Below are 23835 nucleotides of genomic sequence, written 5' to 3'. Positions count from 1 at the left end.
GGGGCAGATCTTCGTCAAGGGCGAGGTCATCAAGACCGTGCCGGAGTCGAAGATCGTGGAGACCCTCATCGAGGAGGCCATGAAGCTCGCCGAGCAGATGGAGGCCGACGGAGTCATGTCCGGCGAGCCCTCGGTCTCGGTCAGCTGACCGACGCCCTGCCCGGTCCCGGCCCCGTCCCGGACCCCTCGGGGTCCGGGATGCGGGCGGGCACGGGCGGAACCGGCGTCGGCGAGGTAAGGTTCGGGGACTTCCCCCGACCGCTGCGGCCCGTACGGTGAGGCGCCCACGTGTTGACGACCACGACGACCAAGGTCATGGAGCCCGGCGAACTGGACGCCGCGCTCGCGGTGCTCGACCGCGATCCGGTGGCCAACGCGTTCGTCGCGTCGCGGGTCGCCGTCGCCGGCCTCGACCCCTGGCGGCTCGGCGGCGAGATGTGGGGCTGGTACGCCGGAGGGCGCCTCGAAGCCCTCTGCTACGCCGGCGCCAACCTCGTCCCGGTCTGCGCCGGCCCCGAGGCCGTACGCGCCTTCGCCGAGCGGGCGCTGCGCTCCGGACGCCGCTGCTCCTCCATCGTCGGCCCCGCCGCGCCGACCTCCGCGCTCTGGTCGCTGCTCGAACCCAGCTGGGGCCCGGCCCGCGAGATCCGCGCCCAGCAGCCGCTCATGGTCACCCGCGCACTGCCCGCGCAGGTCGACCCCGACCCGTACGTCCGCCGGGTGCGGCGCGACGAGATGGACGTGATCATGCCCGCGTGCGTGGCCATGTTCACCGAGGAGGTCGGCGTCTCCCCGCTCGCCGGCGACGGCGGCCTGCTCTACCAGGCACGGGTCGCCGAACTCGTCGGTTCCGGCCGCGCCTTCGCCCGCATCGAGGACGGCAAGGTCGTCTTCAAGGCGGAGATCGGCGCCGTCACCCGGCACGCCTGCCAGATCCAAGGCGTCTGGGTCGCCCCCGAGTACCGCGGCCGCCGGCTCTCCGAGACCGGCATGGCCGCCGTCCTGCACTACGCGCTGCGCGACGTGGCCCCCGTGGCCAGCCTCTACGTCAACGACTTCAACACGCCCGCGCGGGCCGCGTACCGCCGCGTCGGCTTCACCGAGGTCGGCGCCTTCATGAGCGTCCTGTTCTAGTAGTGTCGCCGCCCATGGATGACGTGGCGGTCGAGCCGATCGACCTGGCGGCGCGGGTGGACGAGGCACTGGCCGTCCAGGCGGTCGCCTTCGGGCTGGGCGCGGAGGAGGTCGCCATCCGCCGCCAGATCGTGCTGCGCCACCTGTGCTTCCCCGGCGTCCGCGCCCTGGGCGCGCTCACCCCCGACGGACGGCTCGCCGGCTTCGTGTACGGCATGCCCAACAGCCGGACCCACTGGTGGTCCACGGTGGTCGAGCCGTATCTGCGCCGCACCGGCACCGACGCATGGCTCGACGACTCCTTCACCATCACCGAGCTGCACGTCCACCCCGACTTCCAGGGCCGCGGCATCGGCCGCGCCCTCATCACGACCATCACCGACGCCGCCGACGAACCCCGCAGCATCCTGTCCGCCATCGACACCGAGAGCCGGGCCCGGCGGCTCTACCGCGCCCTCGGCTACACCGACCTGGCCCGGCCCGTGCACTTCCCCAGCGCCGCCAGCCCCTACGCCGTCATGGGCGCCCACCTGCCGCTGCGGCGATAACGGGTTTCCGGCGGCACGCCACGGCTCGCTATCCTCGCGGGAACGGTACGAAACCCCCTGGAGAGCCTCATGGTCCTGCGCATGTCCCGGCTGATGCTCAAGACGCTGCGCGACGACCCGGCCGACGCCGAGACCGCGAGCCACAAGCTCCTGGTCCGGGCCGGATACGTCCGCCGCTCATCGGCGGGGGTGTGGACCTGGCTGCCGCTCGGCAAGCGCGTGCTGGAGAACGTCTCACGCGTCGTCCGCGAGGAGATGGACGCCATCGGCGGCCAGGAAGTCCTGCTGCCCGCGCTGCTCCCCCGGGAGAACTACGAGGTCACCGGGCGCGCCGACGAGTACGGCGACCTGCTCTTCCAGCTGCGCGACCGCAAGGGCGCGGACTACGTCCTCGGACCCACGCACGAGGAGATCTTCACCCAGGTGGTGAAGGACCAGTGCACGTCCTACAAGGACCTGCCGGTGATCCTCTACCAGATCCAGACCAAGTACCGCGACGAGGCCCGGCCCCGCTCCGGCGTGCTGCGCGGCCGCGAGTTCCAGATGAAGGACTCGTACTCCTTCGACACCACCGACGAGGGCCTGGCCGAGGCCTACCGGCTGCACCGCGAGGCCTACATCAAGGTCTTCTCGCGGCTCGGCTTCGACTTCCGCATCGTCTCGGCCGTCTCCGGCGCCATGGGCGGCTCGGCCTCCGAGGAGTTCCTCGCCCCCGCCGCGGCGGGCGAGGACACCTTCGTGGACTGCCCCGCGTGCGACTACGCGGCCAACACCGAGGCCGTCACCACGGTGGTGCCCCCCGTCGAGGGCGGTGACCACCCCCCGCTGGAGGAGGTCGACACCCCTGACACGCCGACCATCGAGACGCTCGCGGCCCACCTCGGCGTGCCGGCCTCGGCGACCCTGAAGAACCTCCTGGTCAAGGTCGACGGCGAGATCGTCGCGGTCGGTGTCCCCGGCGACCGCGAGGTCGACCTCGGCAAGCTCGCCGAGCACCTCGCCCCCGCCGAGGTCGAACTCGTCACCGCCGAGGACTTCACCGGCCGTCCCGACCTCGTCCGCGGCTACGTCGGCCCGCAGGGCCTGAGCGGCGTCCGCTACATCGCCGACCCGCGCGTCGCCCCCGGCACGGCCTGGGTCACCGGCGCCAACAAGCCCGACACGCACGCCCGCAACGTCGTGTGCGGCCGCGATTTCGAGGTCGACGAGTACCTCGACGTCGTCACCGTCCAGCCCGGCGACCCCTGCCCGCGCTGCGGCGCCGGCCTCAAGCTGGACCGGGCCATCGAGATCGGCCACATCTTCCAGCTCGGCCGCAAGTACGCCGACGCCTTCGAGCTCGACGTCCTCGGCCAGAACGGGAAGCCGGTCCGGGTCACCATGGGCTCCTACGGCATCGGCGTCTCGCGCGCCGTCGCCGCCCTCGCGGAGCAGACCGCCGACGACAAGGGACTGTGCTGGCCGCGCGAGGTCGCCCCGGCGGACGTCCACGTCGTCGCGGCGGGCAAGGCCCTCCAGACCGAGCTGGCGCTCGAGGTCGCGGAGAAGCTGCACGCGGCCGGGGTCAGGGTCATCGTCGACGACCGCGCGGGCGTCTCCCCGGGCGTCAAGTTCACGGACGCGGAGCTGCTCGGGGTGCCGACGATTCTTGTGGTGGGACGCGGGGCCGGGGACGGGGTCGTCGAGCTCAAGGACCGGCGGACCGGGGAGCGGGAGGAGCTGGCGGTGGCGGACGCGGTTTCCCGCCTCGCGGGGTAGCGGTCCCCGCGGTCCGGGGTGCCCAGCCCCTTGCGGACCGTGGTCGTGTGCGGCGCCGTTGTTGTTTCTGTTGGGGTGGGGGTGTTCCGGCGCGGTCGGTTACCGCCTCGCTGCGTCCGTGTGGGGTCGGTGCCGCGCCGGGGGGACCCCCACAGCGCTCGCGGTCTACCCCTACGTCGTTCGGCGCCGGGTTCGCCGCTCGTGTCCCCCAGCCACTGCTGGGAGGTCCCCCACGGGCGGACCCCGCCACACCCCCTCCTGCCGTGGGCGCGACCGACCGCCGGTGGGGGGGCCAGGCACTTGCGGCAACCCCGAACCGCCTTCTCACCCCACCCACCGGCGATCAGTCGCCCAAACCTCGTAAGGAGGTGTGGCGGGGTGCCCCCACGGGCGACGAGCGGTGGCCGCGGTGGCGAATGACGTGGGGCAGCGCCGCGAGCGCCGAGGTGGGGGCACCCCCGGCCGAAGGCTGGGGGAGCACCCCGGCGCGGCACCGACCCCGAGCGGACAGTGCGCGGGATCGCACTGACCGCGCCGGGCAACCCCCACCCCCCACCGAGCCACACAACGGCGCCGCACGTACGCAACGGGCAGGCCACGCCTACAGCCAGCTGGCGAACTCCAGAAGCAGCTCCCCGGCCTCGCGGTCGCCGACCGAGAACGCCCACACGCCCGCCTCCACGGCCCGGAACAGGGCCCAGCCCCGGACGCGGTCCCGGTCGACCTCGAGGGAGTCGGAGAGCTTGGCGACGCGGCGCCGGGCCGCGGACTGCGGCCCCGGCGTCGCGACCAGCGTCTCGAGGCGGTCGCGGACGAGCCACGCCAAGTCGTACGCGGGCTCGCCCGCGACCGGCTTGGGGTCGATGGCCAGCCACGGCACGCGGTCCGAGGCGAGCACGTTCCCGTGGTGGTAGTCGCCGTGCAGCAGCACCGCCTCGCCCGGGGCGGCCGCGCACAGTTGGTCGCGGACGGTGAGGGCCTCGTCGACCAGGGCCCGGGCCTCCTCCGGGACGTACGGCCGCTCGCGCCGCTCCCGCAGCAGCGCCGCCAGGCGCGCCGTGTGCTCGGCGACCGGCACGAACGGGTGCCCGTCCCCCGGGGGGACCCACAGCCGCTGGAGCGTGGCGCAGGCCTCGAGCATCGCCTTGGGCTCGGGCAGCGAGCGCAGCGACACGTCGCTGTGCAGGCGCTCCAGCAGGAGCGCCCCCGCGTCGGGGTCGGCCCGCAGCAGGCGGACCGCGCCGCGGCCGTCCCAGCGGGTGAGCGCGGCGTGCTCGTGCCGGGTCTCGTCCGTGACGAGGCCGACCTTGAGGGTCGCCGGGGTGTCGTCGGCCTGCCGGACGAGGACGATCATGCTGATCTGGCCACCGGGGGAGAGCACCCGCTCAGGCCGCAACTCCCAGCGCCGGAGGTGGTCCGCGACGAGCTCGGGGAGGGTGGCGAGCCAGGCGCGGCCCGGGTCGCCCTCCCAGGCGCTGACCGTGCGGACCAGCCGTTCGGGCGGTTCCAGGTGCTGTGGTGCCGAGGCCATGCTTGAGTTCGTCCCTCCTGGTGCTAAACCTTCTCCGCGGCCGTCCGCGCGCGTTCGGCCAGCCCCGGGAAGGCTACGCTCCCGCCGCGCCAGCGCACGGCACGGACCGCCGCCTCGCGGAGCGCGTCGGCGGCCTCCCGGCGCAGATCGGCGTCGGCGGAACGCACGAGGTCCGCGTAGACCCCGGCGACCCGGTCCTCCAGTTCCGCGGCGAGGCGTACCGCCGCGGCGCGGTCCGCGACGGTGAACGGCACGGCGTACGCGGGCTCGGCGGCGACGGGTTGGCCGCCGAGGTCGCTGACGGTGCGGCGCAGGGAGTCGCGGCGGGCGCGGTGGGCGTCGTACGCCTGCTGGGCCTGCTCGGCCAGGTCGGCGCCGACGCGGGCGCCGACGATCCCGTAGCCGTACACGGCGGCGTGCTCGGCGGAGAGTGCGGCCTGGACGGCCTTGAGCAGCGCTTGTTGTGCCATGGGTCGGGTCAGTGCTCCTTGAGCAGCAGGACGTGCCCGGCGCCGCAGGCGGCCACCGAGGCGAGCAGGCGGGCGAGTTCGGGCGGTGCGCCGATGAGCGCGGCGGCCCGCGCGTCGGCCAGCGTGCGCTCGGCGGCCGCGAGCGCGGACAGCGCGGCCCCGGGTCGCGCGGGAACCGACGGCCCGGACGACGCCGAGGGCGAGGGCGATCCCGAGGGCGACGGTGATGCCGTGAGCGAGGGCGCGGCGGACGGTGTCGCCGCCGCGCGGCCACCGAACGCCTGGGCGTGGCGGGCCACTTCGGCCCGCAGCGGCCGCAGCCGCTTCGCCAGGTCCGGGTGCGCCGCGATGGTGGCGTCGTAACGCGCCAGCAGTCCGGCACTGTCCCGGGCGGCCCGCTCGCGCAGCGCCTCGCCCGGCGCGGCGGACGGCGAGGCCTTCGACGCCCCCGCTGGGCGCGTCGCGTCCGAGCAGCCGCCGAGCAGTCCGGCCGCGGCCGGCAGGACGAGAGCGGCGCGGACCGCGCGCCGGCGGGGAATGTTGCTGAGCGGCACAGTGCCCCTTCCCGTGATCACCTCACGTGAGGGTACCGGCGTGGCGCCCGGGGTCCGCGACGGCGCCCTCCGCTGCGCCGAATCGTCGTTCCGGGGCCTGAACCGATAGGCTTTGGCCCGACACGCGACCTTCCACCACAACAGCACACGCGGCCGAGGAGTCACCCGGATGAGCACCACCCAGAGCGATAGGCTGCGCGGGCTGCTTGAGCCGCTCGTCGTGAAGACGGGGCTGGAACTGGAAGAGGTCAAGGTGACCGCCGCCGGCAACCGGCGGCAGCTCCAGGTGATCGTGGACTCCGACGAGGGTGCCCCGCTGGACACGCTCGCCGAGCTGAGCCGGGAGATCTCCCAGGCCCTCGACGACGCGGACGCCATGGGCGGATCGCCGTACATGCTGGAAGTGTCCTCGCCGGGCGTGGACCGCCCGCTCACCGAGCCGCGCCACTTCCGGCGCAACGAGGGCCGCCTGGTCAAGCTGACGAAGGCCGACGGGGACCAACTGGTCGCGCGGATCCTCGCGGTCGACGAGGAAGGGCTCGACCTGGAGGTCCCCGGTGTCAAGGGACGCAAGCCCAAACCCGCCCGTGTCGCCTTCGGCGAGATCGCCAAGGCGCGGGTGGAGATCGAATTCAGTCGCAAGGACCCGGCCGGTGCCGATACTGACGGCGACGAGAGCACTGAGGAGGCGTAGCCGTGGACATCGACATGAGTGCCCTGCGGGGTCTGGTCCGGGAGAAGGAGATCTCCTTCGACCTGCTGGTCGAGGCGATCGAGTCGGCGCTCCTCATCGCGTACCACCGCGAGCCGGGCAGCCGGCGCAACGCGCGCGTGCAACTGGACCGTACGAACGGTCACGTCACGGTGTGGGCGAAGGAGGACCCGTCGGAGACCCCCGAGGGCGCCGAGCCCCGGGAGTTCGACGACACGCCCAGCGGCTTCGGCCGGATCGCGGCGACCACGGCCAAGCAGGTCATCCTGCAGCGGCTGCGCGACGCCGAGGAGGAGATCACCTTCGGCGAGTACGCGGGGCGTGAGGGCGACATCGTCACCGGTGTGGTCCAGCAGGGCAAGGACCCCAAGAACGTCCTGGTCGACATCGGCAAGCTCGAGGCGATCCTGCCCGTGCAGGAGCAGGTGCCCGGTGAGGACTACAAGCACGGCACCCGGCTGCGCTCGTACGTCGTCCGGGTGGCCAAGGGCGTGCGCGGCCCGTCCGTGACGCTCTCGCGTACCCACCCCAACCTGGTGAAGAAGCTCTTCGCGCTGGAGGTCCCGGAGATCGCGGACGGTTCCGTGGAGATCTCGGCGATCGCCCGCGAGGCCGGGCACCGCACGAAGATCGCGGTCCGCTCGGGCCGTTCCGGGCTCAACGCCAAGGGCGCCTGCATCGGCCCGATGGGTGCCCGGGTGCGGGCCGTGATGGCCGAGCTGAACGGCGAGAAGATCGACATCGTCGACTGGTCGGACGACCCGGCGGAGATGGTCGCCAACGCGCTGTCACCCGCTCGGGTGAGCAAGGTGGAGATCGTCGACATGAGCGCCCGCTCCGCGCGGGTGACCGTGCCGGACTACCAGCTGTCGCTGGCGATCGGCAAGGAAGGGCAGAACGCCCGGCTGGCGGCACGGCTCACCGGCTGGCGGATCGACATCCGCCCCGACACCGAGCAGGCCGACCAATAGCACCGGGTGGTGACCGAAGAACAACCGTGCGTCGAATAACCCGGAGGGGTGAGGTCGGCGCGGGGAGGTAGACTTAAGGATGTCTGGCCGGACGCATGCCCCAGCACGCCCGGAGCGCACGTGCATCGGGTGCAGGGTGCGAGCGGCCAAGCGCGATCTGCTGCGTGTGGCGGTGGTCGGGGAGTCCTGTCTTCCCGATCTTCGCGGTACGCTGCCCGGTCGGGGTGCGTATGTGCACCCCGACACCGTCTGTCTCGACCTGGCGGTCCGCCGCCGGGCGTTCCCGCGGGCCTTCCGGGCCCAGGGAGCGTTGGACACCGCGGATCTTCGCGGGTACGTCGAGCAGGCACACCGTGAGTAGGCAGGAAGAGCGCACGGGCGACCGTGCGGTCAGTACCCCGCGAGTTGGAAGTAGGTCGAGATTGCGATGAGCACTCGATGAGCACGCGATGAGTACGCCCATGAAGTAGCGACGGTCCGGCGGACGACCACCCCGGACCTCATGAAGGAGCGAAGTGGCTAAGGTCCGGGTATACGAGCTCGCCAAGGAGTTCGGAGTTGAGAGCAAGGTCGTCATGGCCAAGCTCCAAGAACTTGGTGAATTCGTCCGTTCGGCGTCCTCGACGATCGAGGCGCCGGTTGTTCGCAAGCTGACTGACGCACTGCAGGGCCCTGGTGGCGGTTCCGCCTCCGGGAAGCCCTCGGCTGCCAAGCCCGCGGCGCCGCGCAAGGCCGCGCCCGCAAAGCCGGCCACCCCCACTCCGGGTGCGCCGGCCCGTCCTGCTGCCCCGGCCCCGAAGCCGGCGGCGGGACCCGCCCCCACTCCCAAGCCCGCAACCGGCACCGCGCCGGCCCCGGGCCCGCGCCCGACCCCGGGTCCCAAGCCGGCCCCGGCCAAGCCCGCGCCGGTCACCCCGGTGCCGCAGGCGGAGTTCTCCGCGCCCCCGGCCCCGCCGGCCCCGGCCCAGGAGCGTCCGGCCCAGGCCGAGCGTCCCGCCGCCGCGCGTCCCGGCGCCCCCGGCCCGCGTCCCGGTGCCCGTCCGTCCGGCCCCGGTCAGCGTGACGGCGGCCGTGGCCAGGGCGGCCCCGGTGCCCGTCAGGGCGGCCAGGCGCCGCGTCCGGGCGCCCCGCGTCCGGCCGGTCCCCGCCCGGGCAACAACCCCTTCACCTCCGGCTCCACCGGCATGCCGCGCCCCCAGGCGCCGCGTCCCGGCGGCGGCCACGGTGGTGCCCCCGGCCAGCCCGGACCGCGCCCCGGTGGCGCCCCGGGTGCCGCCGGTCCCCGTCCGGGTGGCGCGCCCCGTCCCGGCGGCGGCGCTCCCGGCGGTCCTCGTCCGACCCCGGGCGGCATGCCCCGTCCGCAGGGCGGCGGTCCCCGTCCCAACCCGGGCATGATGCCGCAGCGTCCCGCTGCCGGCGGTGCCCCCGGTCGTCCGGGTGGCCCGGGTCGTCCGGGTGGTCCGGGCGCGCGTCCCGGCGGCGGCGCCGGCCGTCCCGGTGGCGGCGGCTTCGCCGGTCGCCCCGGTGGCGGTGGCGGCGCCGGTCGTCCCGGTGGCGGCGGCTTCGGCGGCCCGCGTCCGGGTGCCGGTGCCGGTACCGGCGGTGGCGGCGGCTTCGGTGGCGGCGGTGGCCGTCCCGGCTTCGGCGGCCGTCCCGGTGGTCCGGGTGGCCGTGGTGGCACGCAGGGTGCCTTCGGCCGTGGCCCCGGTGGCCGTCCGGCCCGTGGCCGCAAGTCGAAGCGCGCGAAGCGCCAGGAGTACGAGGCCATGCAGGCCCCGTCCGTGGGCGGCGTGATGCTGCCCCGCGGCAACGGCGACACCGTGCGCCTGTCCCGCGGCGCCTCGCTGACCGACTTCGCCGAGAAGATCGGCGCCAACCCGGCGTCGCTCGTCCAGGTGATGCTGAACCTCGGCGAGATGGTCACCGCGACCCAGTCGGTCTCGGACGACACGCTGCAGATGCTCGCCGACGAGATGAACTACACCCTCCAGGTCGTCAGCCCGGAGGAGGAGGACCGCGAGCTCCTCGAGTCCTTCGACATCGAGTTCGGCGAGGACGAGGGCGGCGAGGAAGCGCTCGTCGCGCGTCCGCCGGTCGTGACCGTCATGGGTCACGTCGACCACGGTAAGACCCGCCTTCTCGACGCGATCCGCAAGACCAACGTGGTCGCGGGCGAGGCCGGTGGCATCACCCAGCACATCGGTGCCTACCAGGTGGCCACCGAGGTCAACGGCGAGCCCCGTGCCATCACCTTCATCGACACCCCCGGTCACGAGGCGTTCACCGCCATGCGTGCCCGTGGTGCCAAGTCCACCGACATCGCGATCCTCGTGGTGGCGGCGAACGACGGCGTCATGCCCCAGACGATCGAGGCGCTGAACCACGCCAAGGCGGCCGACGTGCCGATCGTGGTCGCGGTCAACAAGATCGACGTCGAGGGCGCCGACCCGACGAAGGTGCGCGGTCAGCTGACCGAGTACGGCCTCGTGGCCGAGGAGTACGGCGGCGACACCATGTTCGTCGACATCTCCGCCAAGCAGGGCCTGCACATCGACAGCCTGCTGGAGGCCGTGGTCCTCACCGCCGACGCCGCGCTCGACCTGCGGGCCAACCCGGAGCAGGACGCGCAGGGCATCGCGATCGAGGCCCACCTCGACCGCGGCCGCGGCGCCGTGGCGACCGTGCTCGTCCAGCGCGGCACCCTGCGGGTCGGCGACACCATGGTCGTCGGCGACGCGTACGGCCGTGTCCGCGCGATGCTCGACGACAACGGCAACACCGTCGAAGAGGCGGGCCCCTCGACCCCGGTCCTGGTGCTCGGTCTGACGAACGTGCCGGGTGCCGGCGACAACTTCCTGGTGGTCGACGAGGACCGTACGGCCCGCCAGATCGCCGAGAAGCGCGCGGCCCGCGAGCGGAACGCGGCCTTCGCCAAGACCCGTCGCCGGGTCAGCCTGGAGGACCTGGACAAGGTGCTCAAGGCCGGCGAGGTCCAGCAGCTCAACCTCATCATCAAGGGCGACGCGTCCGGTTCGGTCGAGGCCCTGGAGTCCTCGCTGCTCCAGCTCGACGTCGGCGAGGACGTGGACCTGCGCATCCTCCACCGGGGTGTCGGTGCGGTCACCGAGACCGACGTCACCCTGGCGGCGGGCTCCGACGCGATCATCATCGGCTTCAACGTGCGGGCCGAGGGCCGCGCCACGTCGCTGGCCGAGCGTGAGGGCGTCGACGTCCGCTACTACTCGGTGATCTACCAGGTCATCGACGAGATCGAGGCGGCGCTCAAGGGCATGCTCAAGCCCGAGTACGAGGAGGTGGAGCTCGGCACCGCCGAGATCCGCGAGGTCTTCCGCTCCTCCAAGCTCGGCAACATCGCCGGTGTGCTCATCCGCTCCGGCGAGGTCCGTCGCAACACCAAGGCGCGCCTCCTCCGCGACGGCAAGGTCATCGCGGAGAACCTCACCATCGAGGGTCTGCGGCGCTTCAAGGACGACGTCACCGAGATCCGTGAGGGTTACGAGGGCGGTATCAACCTCGGCAACTACAACGACATCAAGATCGACGACGTCATCGCGACCTACGAGATGCGCGAGAAGCCTCGCGTCTGATCGCGGGATCTGTGACCGGGGCCGGTTGGCGGAGAGTAAATTCCGTCGATCGGCCCCGGCCGTTGCCTTTAGTGTTGTGCTTACTGTTCACGGTGTTCGCACTGTTCACGACGAGGCCCCACAGGTCGGCTTGACCTGATGCCCATGTATGTAGGGACGCTGTCCTTCGATCTGCTTCTCGGCGACGTCCGGTCGCTCAAGGAGAAGCGGTCCGTCATCCGACCGATCGTGGCCGAGCTGCACGGCAAGTTCGCGGTCAGCGTCTCGGAGGTCGATCATCACGATCTTTACCGCAGGGCCGAGATCGGCGTGGCGGTCGTGTCCGGGGACCTCGGGCACATCAAGGACGTCCTCGGACGCTGCGAGCGCTGGATGGCCTCGCGCCCCGAGGTGGAACTGCTGTCGGCGCGGCAGCGGGTCCACGGCGACGACGACTGACACTCACGTACCGAAGCGTGAAGAGAAGAGAGAAGAGCACGCATGACCGACACCGCGCGGGCGCGCAAGCTGGCGGACCGCATCCGGGTCGTGGTCGCGGAGACCCTGCAGCGGCGGATCAAGGACCCGCGGCTGGGCTACGTGACGATCACGGACACCCGGGTCACCGGTGACCTCCGGGAGGCGACCGTCTTCTACACGGTCTTCGGTGACGACGAGGAGCGGGCCGCCTCGGCGGCGGCGCTGGAGAGCGCCAAGGGCGTTCTCCGTTCGGAGGTCGGACGGCAGACCGGCGTGCGCTTCACGCCGACCCTGACGTTCGTCGCCGACGCGGTCCCCGAGAACGCGCGCACGATCGAGGACCTGCTCGCGAAGGCCCGTCTGGCCGACGAGGAGGTCCGCAAGACCGCCACGGACGCCTCCTACGCCGGGGACGCGGACCCGTACCGCAAGCCGGCGGAGGACGAAGAGGGCGAGGAAGAGGCCTGATGAAGGACGGGCTTGTCATCGTCGACAAGCCGGGCGGTATGACCTCGCACGACGTGGTGTCCCGGCTGCGCAGGCTGGCCGGGACCCGCCGGGTGGGTCACGCGGGCACTCTCGACCCCATGGCGACGGGTGTCCTCGTCATCGGCGTGGAGAAGGCCACCCGGCTGCTCGGACACCTGGCCCTCACCCGCAAGGAGTACGAGGCGACGATCCGGCTCGGGCAGACCACGGTCACGGACGACGCCGAGGGCGACGTCACCGCCGCGGTCCCCGCGGGCGCGGTCACCCGGGAGGCGATCGACGCGGGCATCGCGCGGCTGACCGGGGACATCCTGCAGGTGCCGTCCAAGGTGAGCGCGATCAAGGTGAACGGCGTCCGCTCGTACGCCCGCGTGCGCGGCGGCGAGGACTTCGAGCTGGCGGCACGGCCGGTGACGGTGTCCTCGTTCGTGGTGCGCGACGTGCGGCGCGTCGACGACGACGTGATGGACGTCGACGTCACGGTCGAGTGCTCGTCCGGCACGTACATCCGGGCCCTGGCCCGCGACCTCGGGGCCGGGCTGGGCGTCGGCGGCCACCTCACCGCGCTGCGGCGCACCCGGGTCGGGCCCTACGGGGCCGGTCTCGCCCGGACCCTCGAGCAGCTCGCGGAGTCGTTCGCGGTACTGCCCATCGCGGAGGCCGCGGCCGCGGCGTTCCCCCGGTGGGACGTGGACGCCCGGCAGGCGCGGCTCCTGGGCAACGGTGTGCGGCTGGACGCGCCGCCGTCCCTGGGGGCGGTTCCGACGGCGGTCTTCGGGCCGGATGGGCAGTTTCTGGCGCTGGTGGAAGCGCGGGAGGGGCAGGCCAGGATTCTGGCGAACCTCGCGTAGGCGGTGCCCCTTGCGGCCCGTTGTTGTGTGCGGGTTGTCTGCGGTTGCTGTTGGGGTTTCTCCCCCGGCACTCCCGCCCTCCCCCGGTAGAAGGCCGGGGGAGGGCGGATGTTCTGGACGGCGCGGCGTATGTGTGTGCGGCATCCGGGGGCGGGAAAGCGGGTGCCCGCGGTGCACGTAAACATGCCAGTCCCGGACGTGCAGCCCCGGAGGACCCGACCCCGGCCCACCCACACACGCAGCGCGCAACGCACACGCGGCAACTGACCGCGCCGGAACACCCCCACCGCAACAAACAACCGCACCCGCACAGAACCGTGAAGCGCGGGCCCTCCCCCCTGGCGGCCCGCGCTGCACGATTCCCCCTCCCCCCGTCCCTATCCAGGCCGCAAGATCAATTCACTCCAACGGGCAGGCGCTTGGAGTGAAGAGAGGGAGCGCTTGGGGGCGCGTTCGACATGGGATCTGTTGTGTCGATCAACGGACGTCTACGGTCGAAACGGGCACTGTGGCGGGGAGGTGCGCGAATGGCGGTGCGGTCCGCCGATGTTGACCGGGCGCTGGTGCGCGTCTGCGACCTGGCCGGACGGCCGCGGGGGACGGGGTTCCTCGTCGAGGTGCGGGAGGGGCGGGGGACGCTCGTGACGAGCCATGAGGCCGTGGACGGTCTCGTACGGCTCGTGCTGCACGCGCACGGGGAACAGACGGCCCTCGTCGAGGCCCACGCGATCACCCCGCTGCCCGGACTCGGGCTGGCGCTCGTGATGACGGAGGGGCTGGACGTACCGCCGCTCCCCGTCGCGGAGTTCGCGCGCACCGCGGCGCCCGGGCGCGCGGTTCGACTGCGGGTGGCGGGGCCGGCCGGCGGCGGCCGGACGTGGACGGAGGGCACGATCGTGGGGACCGCGCCCGTGACGTACACCGCGACCGACCGTTTCCACCTGCTGGACGCGGCGTACGAGCTCGCCGCGACGCGCGGCGGGGACGAGGCCCTGCGCGAGGTCGCCTCGGGGGAACCGGTGATCGACGCGGGGAGCGGTGCCGTGCACGGGGTCGTCGTGACCGCGGTGCATGCGGGGCGTCGCGCGGCGGGGTACGCGGTGCCGCTGCGGCCGCCCGCGGAAGGCGGCGCGCCGGCGGACGTGCTGGCACGCAACGCCGCGACCGTGCCCGCGTACGGGCCGCACCTCAATCTCGCCGGGGCGCTGCAGCTGACCGCCACGACCCTCGGTCCCGCCGGACGGTCGCGCGCCTGGCGCGAACCCGTGGCGCGCCCGGACACGGAGGCGGAGCTGATGCGCTTCGCGGGGGATGGGCGAGCCCTCGTGCTCGGGCTGGTGGGCGCCCCCGGCAGCGGTCGTACGACCGAGCTCGCGGCGCTGGCCGCCCGGCGCGCGGCGGGCCCGGATCCGGCGCCCACGGTGTGGCTGCGCGGCGCGGAACTGGGCGCGCGGGACGGCGGGTTGAGGGATGCCGTGGAGCGGGCGCTGGCCACCGCGGGCCGCATCGTGCACGCGGGCACGGCGCCGGAGCGCGCACCGGACGACGCGTCGCCCGATGCCGTCGCCCGGCTGGCGCGCGCCGCGGGGCGGCCCCTGCTCGTCGTACTGGACGGTCCCGAGGAGATGCCGCCCCTGCTCGCGCACGCCCTGCCCGAGTGGACCGCGGGCACGGCGCGCTGGCTGCGTACGACGGGGGTACGGCTGATCGTCGCGTGCCGCCCCGAGTACTGGGAGCAGGCGGGCGTGCTCTTCCCGCCAGGCCTGCTCCATGACGCCGGCACCCCACCGGGCGCCCGGGCACTTCCCGCCTGCCTCCGGCTCGGCGGGCTGCCCGCGGACCTGGCGCGGCCGGCCCGGGAGCGCCACGGGCTGCCCGTCGATGCCCTCGCGGAGCAGGACGCGGCGCATCCCCTGGCGTTGCGGCTGCTGTCGGAGGTGCGGGCGGCCGGCGGCGGCCTCACGGGGCGGCCCGGCCGGGCGGAGATCTTCTCGGCCTACCTGGATCTGGTGTGCCTGCGGATCGCGACCCGGATCGCGGCCTCCGCGCGGGGCGCGGAGGTACGGCGGCTCGCCGCCCGGGTGGCGGGGCAGGCACACGAGGCGGCTCGGCGGTGCCTGGGTCCGGGGCAGGGGGAACTGGACCGGGCGTCCTTCGAGGAACTCTTCCCGTGGCGCCCGGGGTGGGCGGCGGCAGTGCTCACCGAAGGGTTCGTGGTCCCCGCGGGCGCCGGATACCGCATCGCCCACGAGGAGTTCGGCGACTGGCTCCAGGGCTGTCAGCTCGACCTGGACGAGGCGCTGTACGCCCTCGTCCACCGATGGTTCGCCGGTGTCCCGGACAATTCCGCCGACGCCCCCGTGCGCCTGCCCTCGCGGACCGGGGCGGCGCCCCGGCACAGCGCCGTACCGCCGGTCCCGCCGGCGCCGTCGCTCGCTCCGCCCTCCGCGCCGCGCGCCCTGCCCCTGCCGCGGCACCGCATCGGCCCCGTCGTCCAGTCGCTGCTGCTCATCGCGCGCCGGTCGGGGCCGGATGCCCTGGCCGGCAGGCTCCGGCGGCTGGCCCTCGTGCTGGACCGGCACGCGGCCGTGCCCGCCGCGCGTGGTGCCGGACCGGTCCTGCTCGACGGCGTGCCCAGGCCGCGCGGCGGGGACGACGGCGCAGGCCGGGCGGAGGCCCGGCGCGCGGAGGCGGTCTGGTGGGCGGCGCACCTGCTGGGGGAGACCCTGCTCGGGGTGCCCGACGCGACGCCGTACCGGGACGTGCTGCGGCTGCTGGCGGAGCGCGTCACGGCCCGCTCGATCGAGGCCGGGGGTTTCCAAGAGGGCGCGGGGCTGGGGGAGTTCGGACCGTGGTTCTGGCGACGGCTGCGGCTGCCCCCAGAGGAGCGCCTGGCGCTGCTGCGGCTGCTGCTGCCCGCCGACGGCCCGCCGCGCGACGGGGGCGGGACGCGGGAGCGGTTCCTGACGGCGGCCGGGGACGTGCTGGCCGCGGCGCCGCGCCCGTCGCTGCCCGCGCTCTGCGGCTGGTTCACGGACGAACGGCTGCTGCAGTCCGCTCCCGGCGGCCTCCGGCCCACGGTCGCCACCGCCGCGCAGGCCCTGCTCCACACGCATCGGCGGCACGCCGTGGACGACCTCGCCGAGGCCCTGGTCGCCGCGGCCCACCCCCGCGCCGACGAGCTGCTGGCGGCCCTCGCCGAGGACGAGCCGTCCGCCGTGTGCCGCGCCGTCGACCGCTGGGCCCACGACGACCGCCCCGAGCGGCACGTCGCCGCGGCCACCTACGGCCTGCGGGCCGCCCCGCACGCCGCGCTCGCCGCGGACCGCGAGCTGCTGCGCCACGCGGCTCTGGCGATCCTGGCCCGTCCCGCCGACTGCACCCTGCACGGCGCCGCGCTCGGGCTCCTCGTACGGGATCCGGCCACTCGCTCGCTCCACCTGCGGGCCGCCCTGGAGCGCTTCACCGCGGGCGATCCGCGGCTGCCCGCCGGGGCGCTCGCCGCGGCCCTTCCCACGCACCCCGAGCAGGTGCTCGCCGCCTTCCACGCCCGGCTGCGCGAACCCGGCGCGGGCGCCGCGGAGGTGCTGCGCGAACTGGCCGAGGTGACCACGCCGGCGCTCGCCCGCCGGGCCGCCGCCCTGGTGTGGGACCACCTCGGCCACCGTCCCGAGGGCGCCCGCCATGTGGCGGTCTACCTCGACCGACGCCTGGAGCAGGGGCCCGCCGCCCGCGCGGTGCTGCTCCCGCTCGTCACCGGAATGCTGCGGGAGCACCAGCCGGAGGTGCGCAGGGTGCTGGCGTCCGTCCTCGCCGCGCCGGGCACCCCGGTCTCCCGTCCGCTGCGCCAGGAGCTGCTGGAGGTCCTCCTGGGCCCGGAACGCGACCCGGCGGTCCTGGACGCCCTCCTCACCGCCGCCGCCGACGGGTGCGCCCGGCGGCCCGCCCCGATGACCCGCGACCTGGTCCACCGGGTCGGACTCATGCTCTGCCGTACGCCCGAGGGCGCGGCCCTCTTCGACCGGAGACTGGTGCAGTTGGTGAGCCGGTCTCCGGGATTCGCCCGGCAGGTACGCGGGTGGCTGGCCGTGGACGGGCTCGGCGGGGCGGGCGCCGGAGTGTGGGACGCGGTCATCGGGCCCAGCGCCCGGCGCATGTGCGACCAGCTGGCACCGGAGGCGACGGCGGTGGGCCTGTGACCAGGCGGCGCGGAGGCGCACCACGCCCCGCAGGTACGCGGCCGGGATGTGATCTGGGTCGCCCGCGATCCGGGTTCCATGGGCGTGCTGTCGCCGGTCGGCGGCCGTTTCCCGGTGTGACCGGCCCGCCGCGGCAGGGGGCCCGGTGGATCGGTGACGGCGCTGTCAGCGGGGGCGCCGCGCCGGTGGGCCCCCCGGCATGGCAGGCTTGGACCTGCACATCGGAGAACCATCGGCGGTCGAGGAGCGGTCACTGTGCAGCGCTGGCGAGGCTTGGAGGACGTCCCCGAGGACTGGGGACGCAGCGTCGTCACCATCGGCTCGTACGACGGCGTCCATCGCGGGCACCAGCTGATCATCGGCCGGGCCGTGGAGCGCGCCCGTGAGCTGGGCGTCGCCTCGGTCGTCGTCACCTTCGACCCGCACCCCAGCGAGGTCGTCCGCCCCGGCAGCCACCCGCCGCTGCTGGCGGCTCACCACCGCCGCGCGGAGCTGATGGCGGAGCTGGGCGTCGACGCCCTGCTGATCCTTCCGTTCACGGCCGAGTTCTCGCAGCTCTCGCCGGGGGACTTCATCCGTACGGTGCTCGTCGACGCGCTGCGCGCGCGGGCCGTCGTGGAGGGCCCGAACTTCCGCTTCGGGCACAAGGCCGCCGGCGACGTGGAGTTCCTGTCGGCGATGGGCCTGAAGTACGACTACGAGGTGGACGTCGTGGACCTGTACCTCACGGGCGAGGCGGGCGGCGGACAGCCGTTCTCCTCCACGATGACCCGCCGTCTGATCGCCGAGGGCGACGTGGCGGGCGCCATGGAGATCCTCGGGCGGCCGCACCGGGTCGAGGGCGTGGTCGTCCGCGGCGCGCAGCGCGGCCGCGACCTCGGGTACCCGACGGCGAACGTCGAGACGCTGCCGCACACCGCGATCCCCGCCGACGGGGTCTACGCCGGCTGGCTGCACGTCGACGACGAGGCCATGCCCGCCGCGATCTCCGTCGGCACCAATCCCACCTTCGACGGGACGGCGCGAACCGTCGAGGCGTACGCCATCGACCGCGTCGGGCTGGACCTGTACGGGCTGCACGTCGCCGTCGACTTCCTCGCCTACCTGCGCGGCATGGAGAAGTTCGACACCATCGACGCGCTGCTGGAGCGCATGGCCGACGACGTCAAGCGCGCGCGGGAACTGGTGGACGTGTTCGGCGCGGAGTGAACCGGCCGGCATACCGCTGACAGACGAAAGGGCCCGTCCCGCCGCGATGGCGGGACGGGCCCTTCTCGTCACTGCTGCTGGGTCCACCCGGGCGGGATCTGCCCCGGTGCCGGGGGCTGCTGAGGTCCGGGCTGTCCCTGCTGCGGTGGCGGGGGCGGCTGCTGGGACCAGCCCTGGGGCACGCCGCCCTGCGCGGGCGGGGGCGGCGGGGCCGGCTGCTCGTACGGCTGGTGCTGCTGCGGCGGGTACCCGCCCTGCTGCGGGGGCATCTGCTGCTGCGGCGGGTACGGCTGCTGACCCTGCTGGGGCGGGTAGCCGCCCTGCGGCGGCGGGTAGACGCCCTGGGCCTGCTGGGCGCGGACGAAGTCCTCGGCGACCAGCGACGCCAGGTGGAAGTACGCCTCCCGGGTCTTCGGCCGCATCATGTCGAGGTCGACCTCGGCGCCGGCGGCGAGGTGTTCGTCGAAGGGCACCACCACGACGCCGCGGCAGCGGGTCTCGAAGTGCGCGACGATGTCGTCCACCTTGATCATCTTCCCGGTCTCTCGGACTCCGGAGATCACGGTGAGGCTGCGCTGGACGAGGTCGGCGTAGCCGTGGGCACCGAGCCAGTCGAGGGTCGTGCTGGCGCTGCTGGCACCGTCCACCGACGGGGTGGAGATGATGATCAGCTGATCGGCCAGGTCGAGCACCCCGCGCATGGCGCTGTAGAGCAGACCGGTGCCGGAGTCGGTGAGGATGATCGGGTACTGCTGGCCGAGCAGGGCCACCGCGCGGCGGTAGTCCTGGTCGTTGAAGGTCGTGGAGACGGCCGGGTCCACGTCGTTGGCGATGATCTCCAGCCCCGAGGGCGCCTGCGAGGTGAAGCGGCGGATGTCCATGTAGCTGTTGAGGTGCGGCAGCGCCTGGACCAGGTCCCGGATCGTCGCGCCGGTCTCGCGGCGCACCCGGCGCCCGAGGGTGCCGGCGTCCGGGTTGGCGTCGATGGCGAGGATCTTGTCCTGGCGTTCGGACGCGAGCGTGGAGCCCAGGGCGGTGGTCGTCGTGGTCTTGCCGACGCCGCCCTTGAGGCTGATCACCGCGATCCGGTAGCAGGACAGCACCGGGGTGCGGATCAGGTCCAGCTTGCGCTGGCGCTCCTGCTCCTCCTTCTTCGCGCCGATCTTGAAGCGCGACGGCTGGTTGTTGTTCTTGCGCGCCTTCGGCTGCTGGCGCAGCAGACGGTCGGAGGACAGCTCCACCGCGGCGTTGTAGCCGAGCGGGGCGCCGTGCATGACCCGCTGCTGCTGCTCCTGCCCGGGACCGGGGCCACCCCAGCCGGCGGCCGTGCGCGGGTCCACGGGCGGGGCCGGCGGCTGCTGTTGCTGGGGCTGCGGCTGGACCGGGGGCTGGGGCTGCGGCTGTTGCGGCGGCTGGGGCTGGGCGTGCGGCCCGGGCTGCGGGTAGCCGTATCCCTGCTGCGGGTACGGGGAGTTGGGGTCGGCGTGCGGAGGCATCGGCGGCTGCCCCTGCTGTGGGCCGGGCGCGGGCGCGGGAGCCGGGGGCTGCTGCTGGGGCGTCTGCGCGTAGGGCGGCATCGGGGGCTGTGCGTACGGTCCGGGCTGCGGGTAGCCGTACCCCTGCTGCGGATACGGCGGCTGGGGCTGGGGCTGGACCGGGGGCTGGGGCGGCTGCTGCTGCGCGTTGGGGTCGCCCCAGGGGGCGCCCTGGTTCGGCTGCGGGTAGCCGTAGCCGTGCGGCGGCGGGGCCGGCAGGGGGTAGCCGTAGCCGTACGGCTGCTGAGGCTGAGGCTGAGGTGCGGGCGCGTTCGCGTCACCCCACGGCGCGCCCTGGTCGGGGGGCTGGGGATACCCGTATCCCGCCTGCGGCATGGTCTGCGGCGGCGGGGGCGGCGACACCGGCGCCGGCGGCTGCGGCTCCTCGTGCGCGGGGGCCGGCTGGTACTCCGGCGGCAGCGGCGGCACCTGGGACTGCGGTGCCGGGGCGGGCGGCGGGGACACCGGCGCGGGTGCGACCGGCCCGGCCTCCGGCTGCGGGGCGACGGGCGGCTCAGGCTGTGGCCGGAGTTCCGGCTGCGGCTCGGGGGCGGGCCCGGTCTCCGCCTCGGGGGTCTCCTCGGCCTGCGGCACAGGCTGCGCCCCGGCAGCCGGCTCGGCGGGCGCGGGCGTGACCTCGGCGGCCACCGGAGCGGGCGCCTCCGCGGACTGCGGTTCCGCGGGCCGCGGTTCCTCCGGTCGGGCGGGCCCGGCGTCGGCGAAGACCGCCGCCGCGGCGGCCTCACGGGCGGCGTCGGGTACCACCGGCGCGGCCTGCGGCTGAGCGGGGGCGGGCGGTTCCTCCGCGGGGCGCAGGGGCGGGAAGTCGGGGGCCGTCGTGGGGGCGGGAACGGGTGGCTGCTCGGCCTGCGGCTCCGCCGCCACGGGCTGCGACGCCTGCGGCTGCTGCGGCGGGTGTGCCGTCTCGGGGGCCATGGCGATCGGCGGACCGACGGGCGGCGGCGGATTCACGGCGGGACCGGGAGCCGGGGGAGCGGACGGCGTGGGCGGCGGGGGCGTCACCGCCGAACCGCCCCCCGCCTGCTGCGTGTACCAGGACGGCGGAGCGTAGTCGATCTGGAACTCGCCCGTGAGGTCCGCGTCGGACTGATCCCCGTCCGGGACGGCCCCGCCCGTGCGGATGTCGTCCTGATCGCTGCTCACTGTGCCTCCTGGTCAACTGATGTACGCGCCCGGTCCGTCGGAGCGGACGCGATTCCCCCGTACGGAGTTCCCGCGGCACAGCCGCCGCGGCTCACCGGAAGAGCCTAATCACCCGGCCCGCTGCTAGGGCAAGCGCCATTGACGTCACGACCGGCACGCCGCCGTGATGCCCGTTTTGCCCCGCACGGGGGCCGTGCCATCGGTGAGTTGACGCGACCGCTGAGGATTCCCGGGGCCCCTGTGCCCCCATGCCCCGTGCCGCGGCGCGGAAACCGCCGCGGCACGAGACCGTGCGGGACCGCTAGTCCACGCGCCGGGCCGGGCCGAGAAGGCCGGACTCCGCGTCCGTCGGCTGCGTCATGACGTACTGGCGGTGCTTGCGCGTGCACCACATCGTCACGTTGTCGCTGAGCGTCGGCAGCGCGGTCACGTCCGCCTCCGGCAGCCCCATGATCTGGCCGATGATCTCGGCCTCCTGGGGGGAGACGCGCTGCAGCCCCACCACGTCGTCGCCGGCGAGCAACCGCGGCGCGGTCGGCCCGAGATACGGCAGCAGCGTCATGACCGACTGCCAGGACTGCGCCGCGACCCGGCTGCGCGGCGGACGCGCGCCGCAGTCGCGGACGATGACCACCGGGCTGTGCACCGACGGCCCTTGCGGGGCGATCCGCCCCACCTCGTGCACCGTCACGCACTGCTGGCCGCCGCCCGCCGCCTGCGCCATCGGCGCCCACGACTGGGGACGCGCGGTCTCCACCGCGACCCGGGCACCGGTCGCGGCCGCGCGCAGCGACAGCACCTGCGCCAGCCACATGCTGCCGACCAGCACCACGTCGAGCCGGGCCGGGCGGCTCAGCGCCAGGACGGCGGGCTGGTTCGCGGCGTCGATCCCGATGACGACACCGTCGTCACCGATCGGCAGGGACAGCCCGGTCAGTTGCCCGGGCGCGAGGGTGTGCCGGTCACGGCGCGGGCCGAGCAGCCCGAACGCGGCACGCAGCGTGCGCCGCCCGGCACCCGTGCCGGTGCCGGAGCCGCCGCGCGGGTCGGCGCCGTGCGGGAGGTGCGAGGGGCGCGGCTCGGCGCCGCCGGGGAAACCGGAGCCGGCGCCGGGGCGCTGCCCGCCGAAGGGAACGGTCGGGGCCGACATCAGCGGGTACCTCCCAGGGGCAGCGTGGCGAGAATGCCGGGCACCTGCTCACGGTCCAGCCGCACCAGGCCCAGCCGGGACGCGGTCGCACGACGTTCCAACTGGCGGCGCGCCTCGACCAGTTCGTTCTCGCTGCGACCGGTCAGCCGAACGTAGCCGGACAGCAGCGAAGAGCGGCTGCCGCCCGGCGTGAGGACCAGCGAGAAGGTGCTGGCCAGCGCGGGCGAGGAGGTCAGCAGCCCCACCAGGTCGGGCAGCGCCGTGGCGCCCGCGCCCAACTGCGGCCAGCGGCTGACCCAGTACGTGGTGTGCCAGCGGTCGTCGCAGCGCCACGCCCGCGCGCTCTCCGAGGTGCGGCGCGCCTGGCGGCTGCCGTCGAGGGCGGCGCCGCCCGTCGTCGCGAGCGGGTTCACACAACTGGAGGTCGCCACGGCGGCGATGATCTCCGGCTCGGTCAGCACACGTGCCTCGAGCCCGGCGCCCACCAGCCGGCTGGTCAGGTGGTCCGCGGCCCGCAGCAGGGCGCGCCGCGCACCGGCCATGCCGCCGCCGCGTGCCTTCACCGCTTCCGGGCACAGTTCGGGGTCGAGCTTGAGCGCGATCCAGGTGAGCCGCAGCCCCGGCGTCCGGCTCTGCGCCTGCAGCGGTGCGTAGGAGCGCGCGGCCACCGCCTGCGGAGGCAGGTGCGGCGCGGGGGCGGGCTGCGTGTGCTGGACGACCTGGACCGACGCGAGCCGGATGTCGTCGACCGTGAGCAGGCCGTTCAGCAGGTCCAGGGGGAGCGAGCGGACACCGCGGGCCGGGCGCAGCGGCTCGTCCACCGCCTGCACCTGGACGACGGCCGTCAGGAAGGTCCCGTCACCGACCATGCCGATCTCACGCTGCTCGCGCTCGTCGGTGTACCCGTATGTGCGCAGCGCCGGGTCGCACTCCACGGCCGGCACGAAACCAGGGTCAGTGCCCTGCGGGACGGCGACGGCGTTGCGCCGCTGACGGGTCTTCAGGGCGCGGGCGGTGGCCATCCACTCCGGCATCGGGCGGCCGCGCCGCCGCAGCAGGCCGAACAGCACGAGCGGCACGGCGATGACCGCGGCCACGATCGGCCCGGCCACCTTGTGGATCAGCCAGCCGCCCAGCAGAAGTGCGAGTGCCAGCTCGATCAGCACGAGTTGCTGCACGCGCACAGGGCCTATGCTCCCCGGCCGCCGGGTCATCACCGGCGCCGCGGCCCCGGCCCGCGCCGCGGGGGAGCCGCCCTGCCCGCCCGGGGGCGGTCCGGAGTACTGCTGCGATGGCTCGTTCCCGGGCCTGCGCCCGGACCTGGTCGCGGTGGTCATCCCCCGTACAACCCTTCTGCTTCTGCTGGTACGTGTGCCGCGTGGGCGGCCTCCGGCGCCGTGTCGCTCGCTCGCGTCCGCTCGCCGTGGCCGCGACGGGGCGCCCCGGGCGCCGCTGGCGGGCCGATCGAGCTACCCCGTACCGTACGGTGCGAT

18 protein-coding genes and 1 pseudogene are annotated in these 23835 nt (G+C 74.4%); 13 read left to right on the top strand and 6 right to left on the bottom strand.

The window, feature by feature from the left end:
• The 4 genes and pseudogenes from ACWDAS_RS35655 to ACWDAS_RS35640 form a co-directional block, all read left to right on the top strand.
• A pseudogene (locus tag ACWDAS_RS35655) lies at positions 1–148 on the top strand (flavodoxin-dependent (E)-4-hydroxy-3-methylbut-2-enyl-diphosphate synthase); the annotation flags it as partial.
• A gap of 140 nt (positions 149–288) precedes the next feature.
• Complete coding sequence (locus ACWDAS_RS35650; protein ID WP_450399142.1) at positions 289–1134, top strand: GNAT family N-acetyltransferase; 846 nt, start codon at positions 289–291, stop codon at positions 1132–1134.
• 14 nt (positions 1135–1148) lie between these two features.
• Positions 1149–1682 (top strand): GNAT family N-acetyltransferase, encoded by a 534-nt coding sequence (locus ACWDAS_RS35645; protein WP_450399139.1) that lies wholly within the window; start codon positions 1149–1151, stop codon positions 1680–1682.
• A 69-nt stretch (positions 1683–1751) separates the two neighbouring features.
• Positions 1752–3440: a proline--tRNA ligase gene (locus tag ACWDAS_RS35640; protein ID WP_450399136.1), complete on the top strand. Its 1689-nt coding sequence runs from the start codon at positions 1752–1754 to the stop codon at positions 3438–3440.
• Positions 3441–4041: 601 nt separating this feature from the next.
• On the opposite strand, the gene ACWDAS_RS35635 is transcribed toward ACWDAS_RS35640, so the two are convergent.
• From ACWDAS_RS35635 to ACWDAS_RS35625, 3 genes are read right to left on the bottom strand one after another with little or no spacing between them, the layout of a single operon-like run.
• Positions 4042–4971: an aminoglycoside phosphotransferase family protein gene (locus tag ACWDAS_RS35635; protein WP_450399135.1), complete on the bottom strand. Its 930-nt coding sequence runs from the start codon at positions 4969–4971 to the stop codon at positions 4042–4044.
• A 23-nt stretch (positions 4972–4994) separates the two neighbouring features.
• The gene (locus ACWDAS_RS35630; RefSeq protein ID WP_450399133.1) at positions 4995–5441 is read right to left on the bottom strand and encodes a ferritin-like domain-containing protein; all 447 of its coding nucleotides are present in this window, start codon (positions 5439–5441) and stop codon (positions 4995–4997) included.
• Between the two features lie 8 nt (positions 5442–5449).
• A complete protein-coding gene (locus tag ACWDAS_RS35625) occupies positions 5450–6016 on the bottom strand; it encodes a hypothetical protein (protein ID WP_450399131.1) in 567 nt (188 codons plus the stop codon).
• Positions 6017–6164: 148 nt separating this feature from the next.
• Here ACWDAS_RS35625 and rimP point away from each other — a divergent pair, with 148 nt between their 5' ends.
• From rimP to ACWDAS_RS35580, 9 genes are all read left to right on the top strand, one after another.
• On the top strand, positions 6165–6689 hold the full coding sequence (gene rimP / locus ACWDAS_RS35620) for a ribosome maturation factor RimP (RefSeq protein ID WP_450399128.1): 525 nt from the start codon (positions 6165–6167) through the stop codon (positions 6687–6689).
• Between the two features lie 2 nt (positions 6690–6691).
• Positions 6692–7678, top strand: a complete 987-nt coding sequence (nusA, locus tag ACWDAS_RS35615; protein WP_450399126.1) for a transcription termination factor NusA — start codon at positions 6692–6694, stop codon at positions 7676–7678.
• A 79-nt stretch (positions 7679–7757) separates the two neighbouring features.
• Entirely contained in the window at positions 7758–8039 is a 282-nt protein-coding gene (locus tag ACWDAS_RS35610) for a YlxR family protein (RefSeq protein WP_450399123.1), read from the top strand.
• Between the two features lie 154 nt (positions 8040–8193).
• On the top strand, positions 8194–11286 hold the full coding sequence (gene infB / locus ACWDAS_RS35605) for a translation initiation factor IF-2 (protein ID WP_450399121.1): 3093 nt from the start codon (positions 8194–8196) through the stop codon (positions 11284–11286).
• A gap of 144 nt (positions 11287–11430) precedes the next feature.
• Positions 11431–11724, top strand: coding sequence for a DUF503 domain-containing protein (locus ACWDAS_RS35600; protein WP_450399148.1), 294 nt, complete (start codon positions 11431–11433; stop codon positions 11722–11724).
• Positions 11725–11766: 42 nt separating this feature from the next.
• Positions 11767–12213, top strand: a complete 447-nt coding sequence (gene rbfA, locus ACWDAS_RS35595; RefSeq protein WP_450399119.1) for a 30S ribosome-binding factor RbfA — start codon at positions 11767–11769, stop codon at positions 12211–12213.
• Positions 12213–13085 (top strand): tRNA pseudouridine(55) synthase TruB, encoded by an 873-nt coding sequence (gene truB / locus ACWDAS_RS35590; protein ID WP_450399117.1) that lies wholly within the window; start codon positions 12213–12215, stop codon positions 13083–13085. Before rbfA ends, truB begins: the two co-directional genes overlap by 1 nt.
• A gap of 527 nt (positions 13086–13612) precedes the next feature.
• Complete coding sequence (locus tag ACWDAS_RS35585) at positions 13613–17284, top strand: serine protease (protein ID WP_450399114.1); 3672 nt, start codon at positions 13613–13615, stop codon at positions 17282–17284.
• Positions 17285–17539: 255 nt separating this feature from the next.
• Complete coding sequence (locus tag ACWDAS_RS35580; RefSeq protein ID WP_450399112.1) at positions 17540–18493, top strand: bifunctional riboflavin kinase/FAD synthetase; 954 nt, start codon at positions 17540–17542, stop codon at positions 18491–18493.
• Between the two features lie 68 nt (positions 18494–18561).
• Here ACWDAS_RS35580 and ACWDAS_RS35575 read toward each other — a convergent pair whose 3' ends face one another.
• The 3 genes from ACWDAS_RS35575 to eccE form a co-directional block, all read right to left on the bottom strand.
• Entirely contained in the window at positions 18562–21192 is a 2631-nt protein-coding gene (locus ACWDAS_RS35575; RefSeq protein ID WP_450399110.1) for an SCO5717 family growth-regulating ATPase, read from the bottom strand.
• 301 nt (positions 21193–21493) lie between these two features.
• Positions 21494–22342 carry a hypothetical protein gene (locus ACWDAS_RS35570; RefSeq protein ID WP_450399108.1) on the bottom strand — a complete coding sequence of 283 codons (849 nt, stop codon included), beginning with the start codon at positions 22340–22342 and terminating at the stop codon, positions 21494–21496.
• Entirely contained in the window at positions 22342–23679 is a 1338-nt protein-coding gene (gene eccE / locus ACWDAS_RS35565; RefSeq protein ID WP_450399105.1) for a type VII secretion protein EccE, read from the bottom strand. The genes ACWDAS_RS35570 and eccE overlap by 1 nt, the downstream gene beginning before the upstream one ends.
• Positions 23680–23835: the final 156 nt, after the last annotated feature.

It is taken from the genome of Streptomyces sp. NPDC001070 (assembly GCF_053598835.1).
This window is presented reverse-complemented; position numbering and strand designations above follow the sequence as displayed.

Excerpts from the sequence above, each read along its gene's own strand:
- ACWDAS_RS35640 (WP_450399136.1), top strand. The coding sequence starts at position 1,752 with ATGGTCCTGCGCATGTCCCGGCTGATGCTCAAGACGCTGCGCGACGAC.
- truB (WP_450399117.1), top strand. The coding sequence starts at position 12,213 with ATGAAGGACGGGCTTGTCATCGTCGACAAGCCGGGCGGTATGACCTCG.
- ACWDAS_RS35645 (WP_450399139.1), top strand. The coding sequence starts at position 1,149 with ATGGATGACGTGGCGGTCGAGCCGATCGACCTGGCGGCGCGGGTGGAC.
- ACWDAS_RS35570 (WP_450399108.1), bottom strand. The coding sequence starts at position 22,342 with ATGTCGGCCCCGACCGTTCCCTTCGGCGGGCAGCGCCCCGGCGCCGGC.
- rimP (WP_450399128.1), top strand. The coding sequence starts at position 6,165 with ATGAGCACCACCCAGAGCGATAGGCTGCGCGGGCTGCTTGAGCCGCTC.
- eccE (WP_450399105.1), bottom strand. The coding sequence starts at position 23,679 with ATGACCACCGCGACCAGGTCCGGGCGCAGGCCCGGGAACGAGCCATCG.
- ACWDAS_RS35610 (WP_450399123.1), top strand. The coding sequence starts at position 7,758 with ATGTCTGGCCGGACGCATGCCCCAGCACGCCCGGAGCGCACGTGCATC.
- ACWDAS_RS35635 (WP_450399135.1), bottom strand. The coding sequence starts at position 4,971 with ATGGCCTCGGCACCACAGCACCTGGAACCGCCCGAACGGCTGGTCCGC.
- ACWDAS_RS35630 (WP_450399133.1), bottom strand. The coding sequence starts at position 5,441 with ATGGCACAACAAGCGCTGCTCAAGGCCGTCCAGGCCGCACTCTCCGCC.
- ACWDAS_RS35600 (WP_450399148.1), top strand. The coding sequence starts at position 11,431 with ATGTATGTAGGGACGCTGTCCTTCGATCTGCTTCTCGGCGACGTCCGG.
- rbfA (WP_450399119.1), top strand. The coding sequence starts at position 11,767 with ATGACCGACACCGCGCGGGCGCGCAAGCTGGCGGACCGCATCCGGGTC.
- ACWDAS_RS35585 (WP_450399114.1), top strand. The coding sequence starts at position 13,613 with ATGGCGGTGCGGTCCGCCGATGTTGACCGGGCGCTGGTGCGCGTCTGC.